The organism is Pseudarthrobacter sp. TAF60_1, from assembly GCF_052113505.1.
Lineage (GTDB): Bacteria > Actinomycetota > Actinomycetes > Actinomycetales > Micrococcaceae > Arthrobacter.
Genome location: NZ_JBFRDI010000030.1, coordinates 1 through 7,578, shown reverse-complemented (window position 1 = coordinate 7,578; position 7,578 = coordinate 1). Strand labels below are relative to the sequence as shown.

Below are 7,578 nucleotides of genomic sequence, written 5' to 3'. Positions count from 1 at the left end.
TACGTCGTTGGCAAGAACCCCCACTTCGCCCAGGAGCGAGCCGGCAAGACGCCCTGACCGCGGGAGGCTCCGCGACAGAAGCTCCGGACAGAAGCACAGTTCCCCAAGCCAGGGAATACGCCCCAAACCGATAACCCGCTTATCCAGTTAGGGTGGGGAAGGTGCCTCCGTCCCGGGCTTTTGCCGCCCCGGCCAGGCCCTGGTTGGCCAAGAAGTCCGCGGCCGTCATGTGTGTTGTCTGGATCACATTTGGTCTATGGTTGTCCGGGGCGCCACAGCGTCGTGGCCCCCGACTTAGAGCGGAGAAATTTTCGTGACAGACAAGCTTCGAGTCCTGGTCCGGGTGGACATCGACTGCGCAAAGGCCCAGGTTGCCGCCCAAGGCCACGTGACATCCACAAGCGTGCACGGCCTGTACGACGTCATGAAGCGCGCCAACTCGCTCACCGCGGGCATGGCCCTGGAGCTTGACATGACCCGGGCCCGGATCGAGCCCGACGCGCTGGAAGAACTCCGGGCCTGCTCGAAGTCCCACCACCTGCCGGCCCGCGTCGATCCGCTCCAAGCCGACTACAGGCTGAGCATCCTCACCCCTGACACCACCGCGCCCCTGGCTACCCAGGCAGCCTGAACCGCACTACACCCTCGCCGCATCGCAGTCGAAAAGTCCCCGACGAATGGCCGCCCTGATCATCGAAACAGCCCCGGAAGGCGCCCCTCCCCGCGATGTCCGGGCCTCCACGCCCCCCAACTGAGGCAAACGCCACCTTGCTGGTTTGATGTCGGATATGGGGTCCGGGCGAAGATTGCCTAGCCTTCGCACTCGATGCAGTACGAGTGGCCATTGCTTTCGCGTGCAAGCTGAGACCGGTGCCGGACGAGGAAACACGAATAGCAGGTGAACTCGTCCGCTGCCTGGGGAATGACCTGAACGATGAGCTCCTCGGAGACAATCTCTCCCCCGGGTGTCAGGCCCTCATCGAGCGCATCGGCTTCATCCAGTTCAGTGACGACACTGCGGGCATCCGGGGCATTCGCAGACTGCAAAGCCTCCAGGGAACGGTCCTGGGATTCCTTGACGTCGGAACGGACTTCGTCGTAATCGGTTGCCACTTAGGTGCTTCTCATTTCTGACGATATCTGCGTGTTCTATCTGACGAGACTGCAACGTACACCAATGCACTGTTGTTCCCATGTCAAGGGACCCGAGGACGTCATGACCGTGCAAGGACGCGGACCACGCCGGGGCATTCCCCGCCTCATCCGATGCCACGGCCACGGGCGATGACTGCCGATAGCCGCCGTTTACGGAAAGCCGGGGCTCGTAACGGCTGCATCGGCTAGCGTTCGGACGACTGCCTCCAAGAACTCAGGACCCACTGCCGGGCGATCGGGCGGGCGGTCCGCGAGGCGTGTTGCCCGGGACGCTTCATATCCCGGAGGCTGCTGTGTAGTCTCTGACTTAGCAGACAGACTTCTCCGGTCTGGTGGTCCTCAGAGGCCTTATTCCGCTCAGCGACCGGGAGTATTGCTTCGCCAGTCGTAGAAGGCCGCCCCGTGGAACCGTTCACCGATTCAAACACCCCACCCCTGTCCGTTGCCCAGGTCGATTGGGCTCTCCAGGACGGACGTAAACCGGCGCCACCCGTGTCCGAAAAGGCTGCCGCTGACCTCGTAGCCATGCACGAGATGCTGTTGGCCGAGGTGACCGCCCGGGTCGGCGAGCTCGAGGCCGCTGAATGGGCCCTTGACCAGGCAAAAGCCGCGTGCGAAACGGAGATTGCTGCCGCACTGGCCGCCGGGGTCCCGGCTGAAAAGATCATGGCGGCGGCAGGCGAACTGGCATCGAGCCCGACCGAATTCGCCGAAGACAGCGAACCCGCGGCGCCGACGGCTGATCCCCAGCCAAGCTGACTGCTCAAGCGGTTCAAAACACCAGAACTCTGTCACTACCAGAGTCAGTGACTGGTTTCCTGTAAGCCGATAGTTGACGTTACGTAAAGCGGCACTCTGCACTTCTCACCAGGCGCATCATTCCGGGCTTAACCTGTTGCACGGCTTTATAGTCGTCTCATGATGGTCCCTCTAGATCCCAAAGCTCTCCCCGACTTTGTCGGCATCGATTTCACGGCATTCTTCCAAGGACCCGCTGTTTATGACGGGAAAGCGGTCGGCGACCGTGTGATGGACCTCATCGAGACATACTTGACGGAAAGCGGCTTCTCCTGCCGTCGTTGCTTCTATGCAGGCCGCGGTGCCACTTCCGGTGGTCCAGCCTTTTTAGAGGCCTTGCTATGGGTGCAGGATCACTGGGAGTTCCTAGCGGGTGCAGCGTCAGCCGTATTGGCTAGAGTGGCCAAAATTCGAGACAGGTGGCGACAGCTTGCAGGGATGTGGGAACAACGGGTACTCGATCCCTACCGGCCCTCCGTCATCGTTGAGTTAGCCGTGCGGACCCAAGGTGAGGGCCTTGAAGGGCGGAATGAGGAAGCCTCGTCGTTCCGTGCTCTCCTGAGCCGCGTGCCAGACATTAGTCAGCGGCTCCGGCAAGAACTACCAGACCAGACGTTCACATTTCGGGTGCAGGCCCTCGGGCCGTCGTCGACCACGGCCTCCGCTTCCTTCAGAGTGTCCGAAGTGCGGCGCTCCGACGCAGTGAAAATGGTGCGGCTTATGGATAAGTGCAACGACCAGAGTGATTTGGTCGTCTCGCTCTACCGCAAGTTCGGTTTCCTCACACGGGTTGAGCAAAAGAAGAACAGCAATTTCATGGGCTCGATGACCAGGTGACGCAGGTTCCAGGGCTGTGGTCGCCCTAACCTGAAAAACTGCCTGGGAATTGTGTCATGTGCTCCAATGGCCAATCCCCAAATCCACGGGACTAGTGATGAGCGCAGGACGATGCGTTTCACCTCGCGCGGCCTTGACCTGCGTCCAGCGGACCTTGAGACTCGATTCCAGAGAGAGAGTTGGAGGCAGCCATGGGAGGCCAGCGAATCGGGTATGTTCGGGTCAGCACACTGGACCAGAATGAAAGACGCCAGCTCGAAGGCCAGGTGCTTGACCGCGCGTTTACCGACAAGGCCTCCGGCAGGGACACTGCTAGACCACAGCTCGCCGAGATGCTTCGCTTCGCAAGGGACGGCGACACCGTGGTCGTGCACAGCATGGACCGGCTCGCCCGCAACCTCGATGACCTGCGTGCCCTGGTCCAGGGGCTCACCCGACGCGGGGTGCGTGTGGAGTTCCTCAAGGAGCAGCTCGTCTTCACCGGCGAGGACTCGCCAATGGCCAATCTCATGCTGTCGGTTATGGGTGCCTTCGCTGAATTTGAGCGGTCCCTGATCAGGGAACGCCAACGCGAGGGCATCGCCATGGCCAAACAGCGCGGCGCATATAAGGGGCGGAAAAAGACCTTGACACCCGCGCGTGCGGCCGAGCTGGTCCAGCGCGCCGGCAGCGGCATCCCGAAAGTCGTCCTTGCCCGCGACTACGGAATCAGCAGGGAAACGGTCTACCAGTACCTCCGCCAAGCGGCGTTGAAGTAGGCCCACTCCCCTCCCCCGCATTCCCAGACAACCCCAAGGTTTACCCTGCAGGGTTGTTCATGGAACTTCGGCCAACGCTATTTGGCCGGAGTTTCGCCAATTCCAGGGCCTTCGACCGGCGCCGGCATCGCCTGACCGATGTCAGTGACGGTGTCAGCATGCGAACGGCGTGACGTAGGCGTCGTTAAACCCTCCCGGCCGACCGGCGGGTGTTGGAGTCACATGGTTCTGACCGTTATGGCAACGTGTTGTCCCAATGGTCGCGCCAGTTTCCGTACAATCCATCGTTCAGGTTTTCGGAGGGGTCACGCCAATGTCGACCGCTGGTCGGCAAAGGGGGGAGTCGATCCGGGTCCTGGGTAGGAGTGGATGTGCCTGGGCGCCGGTTTGCCGAAGGGGTCTGGGTCTTCCTTTGCCCTGAAGTAGGCTTTGTACCTTGTTGCTGTTGTGGGGCCTGCACATGAGTTGGCCGCTTTGGAAGCTCTTTTCTCTGCCGCGTGATGTAGTCAAGGCGTTTGCCGACATTTTTGAATCCCGGTGTGCCTTTGTGGATCTGGGAGAGGTCCAGCAGTTCGGTCTCGAGCCAGTACATCCTGAGTAGTGTCTCTGCTCCGGGGTATCCCATGCCTTGTGCCATGATCAGCGCGTGGCCGGCTTCGTCCAGGAACAGTAGTCTGGCCACTTCTCGATCGGCCGGGGTAGCTGCCCTGCCGTAGACATCGGCCAGGGCACCCCACGTGTGGAGCAGTGCGTCGAGAAGATATTCGTCCTTCAGCGTTTGGCGCACCTTTGAGTTGCTGAGCTCCAGAATGTCCATGACCAACGCGTTGGGCATCGTGGCGGAGTGCTCAAGGTTAAGCCGCATCAAGGCGTCGACCCTTGCTGCTGTAATGCCATAGGCCCTCAGCCAGGTGACAGTCGCCTGGGACTGCCCGGTGCCCGGTCGGCGCTCCTCGATGTAAGTTGCCGCGGTCCAGTTGATGAAGCGTGCATATGGGTGTGATTTCATGATTACCTCCTGTGTCTGAGGGAGTCTGCGACGCCCGGAATTTTGGATTAAGCGCAAAAGAAAAGGACCGTCCAGGAGACGGTCCTTCGAGGGGTGACTTCTTTTGAGGCTTGGGGTGAAGAGGTTGGCTCCGTTCGGCACTTAAAAGAGAAAAACCCCTGCGGTTGCAGAGGTTCGAAGGTTGTTCAGGCAGTATGCCGGTGTGCCGTTGACTACTTCAGCGGCCGCCATGACGCGGTATGTGTCTACTTTCAGAATCCCATAAGAATCAAGAGGGTCAATAGGCTTTTGGTTACGCGCAACAGAGCAAATTGGAAATATCCTAATTCTCACGTTAGCAGTCGCTCCAAACTTACTGCGTACGCAGATCACCAGCGGTGTTCTAACCGCGTTTGCAGAGACCCGGCGGCAAGCAGCCGTTTTGGTTGGGCTGTGACCGATATTCCTGCAACCTCCGTGTCTCCTGCAAGTCGAGGGTGCGGGCGACGATTGCGAAGCAGATTCAGCCCCATAGGGCGTCCTCGGCCCGCAACTCCGGTTCTTGATTGCTGCAGAAACCAGATTCTGGGCTGGAAGAAAGCGCTGCTTCCTTGATCATTGACCATACTGGACAGTGTCAAGTTTTTTGCGTACGCGCTTCAGCGCCCGGCCGAGTCCGGTTTGTGGCTCTGGGTACTACCGCAAAAAATGCCGTAGCGTACGGACGTTCTGCACGGTTTCCACATGGGCGTGCCCGACAAATCTTTCATGTGTTGTCTGGTGACATGACCCTGATCATGAGAGTGACACTCCCAGCATCGGTTTCTGACAATAAGCTCTAACGTCCCCCACCCCCTAGCCTTACAGAATCTTCATTATCGGCGCATGAAAAAGACATCAGGGGAGCGGCCTTAAAGTGGCCAGCAGAGCATGTTTCCGATTTCGAGGTAGCTGCATATTTCTTCCTCTTAGCGCGAGCCTAGAACTCAACCGGAGTCAGGATTGGAGGCGCCAGGGGGAAAGCGGATCGGGTATGTGCGTCAGCACGCATGTAAGGAGCTTATGGTGTTCACGCCGGACAGCCGTGGGTCGTGGCTTTCGGCAGCGGACTCCGGAGGTCGGAAGATCGGTGGGCGGCAAGGAATTGACGATGGTTCTGCCGCCTGGAGTGTCCTCGAGGCGATCAGGCAAGGGCCATGATACTGGCGAGGACTGCACCCGCGCCCAGTCCGAGGTCGAAAGCGATATTCCAGGCGGCACTTGCTTGCTCTGTCCGAGCCGGCGTTTGCGCACGTCGCATCATCAGTGTCAATGCGGCAGTTTGCATCATGCCGGCCCCAGCGCCAACCGCGGCGCTGGCTCCAATCTTTACCAGCGGGGTTGAAGCGGGGACTGTGAAGCAGGCGACGGAAATCACCAACAGAACGGCGGCGCTGGCGGCGGTGCCGACAGCTGACGAGTGATCGCACAACGCTCCACTGGCCAGGCGTCCGAGCGCGACAGTGCTCTGAGTGGCAAAAACCGCCAACACAGCAGCGATAGCAGTCGTCTCCGTGACCAGGGACGCCGCCGAGGAGAGCACCGCGGCATATAGAACGACAGCCAGCAGGTGGGCTGCCAGGGTCGCCAGCACCACGAGGACGCCCGCCACGTTCGAGAGACCAACACCCGAGGCTATACCGTCGGTGATCGGAGATGCCGGAGAATTCAACCTTGCGAGGTGCGCCGCCCCCTTGTCGGCGATGTTCTTGGCCACAGCCAACACGGGCAGGACTGCCAGGAGAGCGAACACTGTTCCGCCTAGGACCACGCCCGATGCACCGAAGCGCGCGGCCAGGAGGAGCCCGACGGGCGCTCCGACAGCACCGCCGATTGCTGAACCGAAGCCGTAGACGCCTAATGCCCAGCCCACATTCTCGGGCGCGGCGAGCTCCTTGGCCCATGCTGTGGCGGTTACCACGAACACCCCAAACCCGACCCCTAGGATGATTAAGCCTGGCCAGAGGATTCCGAAGGGCAACGCGGCCAGTCCGGCGGCAATGGCCAGCAATGCCATCCTGACCACCCGGGCACGGTTCCGCGTCCAAGGGCCTACTGCCAGGACAAAAGGCTGGATGAGGACCACAACCACCATCAGTACTCCCACTACTACCCCTGCAGGGGCCTGGGCGGTAGTGTAGATGAGCGGCGCGCCGGAGTAGAAGCAATAGAAGCTTGCAAATGCGCCACCAGAGGCTCCCGCCAAATTGATGACACCTGGTGACTGCGGCCGACCGGTGCCCGTACCGCTTCTGAACACCATCAGTAGGCCCTTTCAGATGGAAGATTTGGGCTCCACCCCGGCCATCGGTGCTCACTGCCCAAGATTCTGGAGAAGCACAAACGTCCGGCGCAGTGCAGCTCACGGGCCTGAAAGCCTCCGGGACACGGTGGGGCAGGCCTATGTTTCAGCGCTTAACTCTCCGCTTAAGGTTTCAACAAGCGAATAGATCGGGCAACGAAGTCGAACCCCCATGAAGAGCTTCCGGTAAATGGATCGAAAAGACAGCGAGAACCGGAAACCCTTGAGTGATGGGCTCCTAGCTACGGCAAGCTAGCGGTTCGTGAGCCTGTGCCTGCTTTGCCGGGAATCCAGCAGTCGCTGGCCACGCCGTGGCCGCCTTAATCCATGCTGTCAGGTCGACCTGCCATCTTGGGAGACCGAAAGGTACTCCAGACACCCGTTGATGACAGGCGGTAACTGAGCGGGCGGCGGCGCAATTCGCTATATGTAGTACCTGACTGGCGTTGCTTGATCCACACCCGTCGGGGGTCTGCATCACGGCCGGTGCTGGAGACCTTGCAAAGCCTACGTTCCTGCCAAAACAGGAGCGGCTGCGGTTACGGTGGCGATGGCGTTTTCGAAGCGTTCGAGGCCGGTGGTGATTTCTTCGGCCGTGACCACGAGGGCGGGGATGAGGCGGACGACGTTTCCGGCGGGGCCGCAGGTGAGGGTGAGCAGGCCCTCGGCGGTGGTGGCCTGCTGGACCGCTGCTGCCGTGG

Annotated in this window: 7 protein-coding genes and 1 pseudogene; 4 read left to right on the top strand and 4 right to left on the bottom strand. The window is 60.5% G+C overall.

Annotated features, from left to right (window positions below; translation table 11 throughout):
• The first annotated feature begins 313 nt into the window (after positions 1-313).
• On the top strand, positions 314-631 hold the full coding sequence (locus AB4Y73_RS20180; protein WP_441874436.1) for a hypothetical protein: 318 nt from the start codon (positions 314-316) through the stop codon (positions 629-631).
• A 179-nt stretch (positions 632-810) separates the two neighbouring features.
• On the opposite strand, the gene AB4Y73_RS20175 is transcribed toward AB4Y73_RS20180, so the two are convergent.
• On the bottom strand, positions 811-1,113 hold the full coding sequence (locus tag AB4Y73_RS20175; RefSeq protein WP_441874434.1) for a DUF4193 domain-containing protein: 303 nt from the start codon (positions 1,111-1,113) through the stop codon (positions 811-813).
• Positions 1,114-1,557: 444 nt separating this feature from the next.
• Between AB4Y73_RS20175 and AB4Y73_RS20170 the strand changes: the two genes are divergently transcribed.
• The 3 genes from AB4Y73_RS20170 (at position 1,558) to AB4Y73_RS20160 (ending at position 3,548) form a co-directional block, all read left to right on the top strand.
• A complete protein-coding gene (locus AB4Y73_RS20170) occupies positions 1,558-1,914 on the top strand; it encodes a hypothetical protein (RefSeq protein ID WP_441874432.1) in 357 nt (118 codons plus the stop codon).
• A gap of 159 nt (positions 1,915-2,073) precedes the next feature.
• Positions 2,074-2,790, top strand: coding sequence for a hypothetical protein (locus tag AB4Y73_RS20165; RefSeq protein WP_441874430.1), 717 nt, complete (start codon positions 2,074-2,076; stop codon positions 2,788-2,790).
• Between the two features lie 191 nt (positions 2,791-2,981).
• Positions 2,982-3,548, top strand: a complete 567-nt coding sequence (locus AB4Y73_RS20160) for a recombinase family protein (protein ID WP_441874428.1) — start codon at positions 2,982-2,984, stop codon at positions 3,546-3,548.
• A 235-nt stretch (positions 3,549-3,783) separates the two neighbouring features.
• On the opposite strand, the gene AB4Y73_RS20155 is transcribed toward AB4Y73_RS20160, so the two are convergent.
• The 3 genes and pseudogenes from AB4Y73_RS20155 to AB4Y73_RS20145 all read right to left on the bottom strand — a co-directional run.
• Positions 3,784-4,557 carry a hypothetical protein gene (locus tag AB4Y73_RS20155; protein ID WP_441874426.1) on the bottom strand — a complete coding sequence of 258 codons (774 nt, stop codon included), beginning with the start codon at positions 4,555-4,557 and terminating at the stop codon, positions 3,784-3,786.
• Between the two features lie 1,162 nt (positions 4,558-5,719).
• Entirely contained in the window at positions 5,720-6,838 is a 1,119-nt protein-coding gene (locus tag AB4Y73_RS20150) for an MFS transporter (protein WP_441874424.1), read from the bottom strand.
• A 546-nt stretch (positions 6,839-7,384) separates the two neighbouring features.
• Positions 7,385-7,578: pseudogene (locus AB4Y73_RS20145) on the bottom strand (aspartate aminotransferase family protein); the annotation flags it as partial.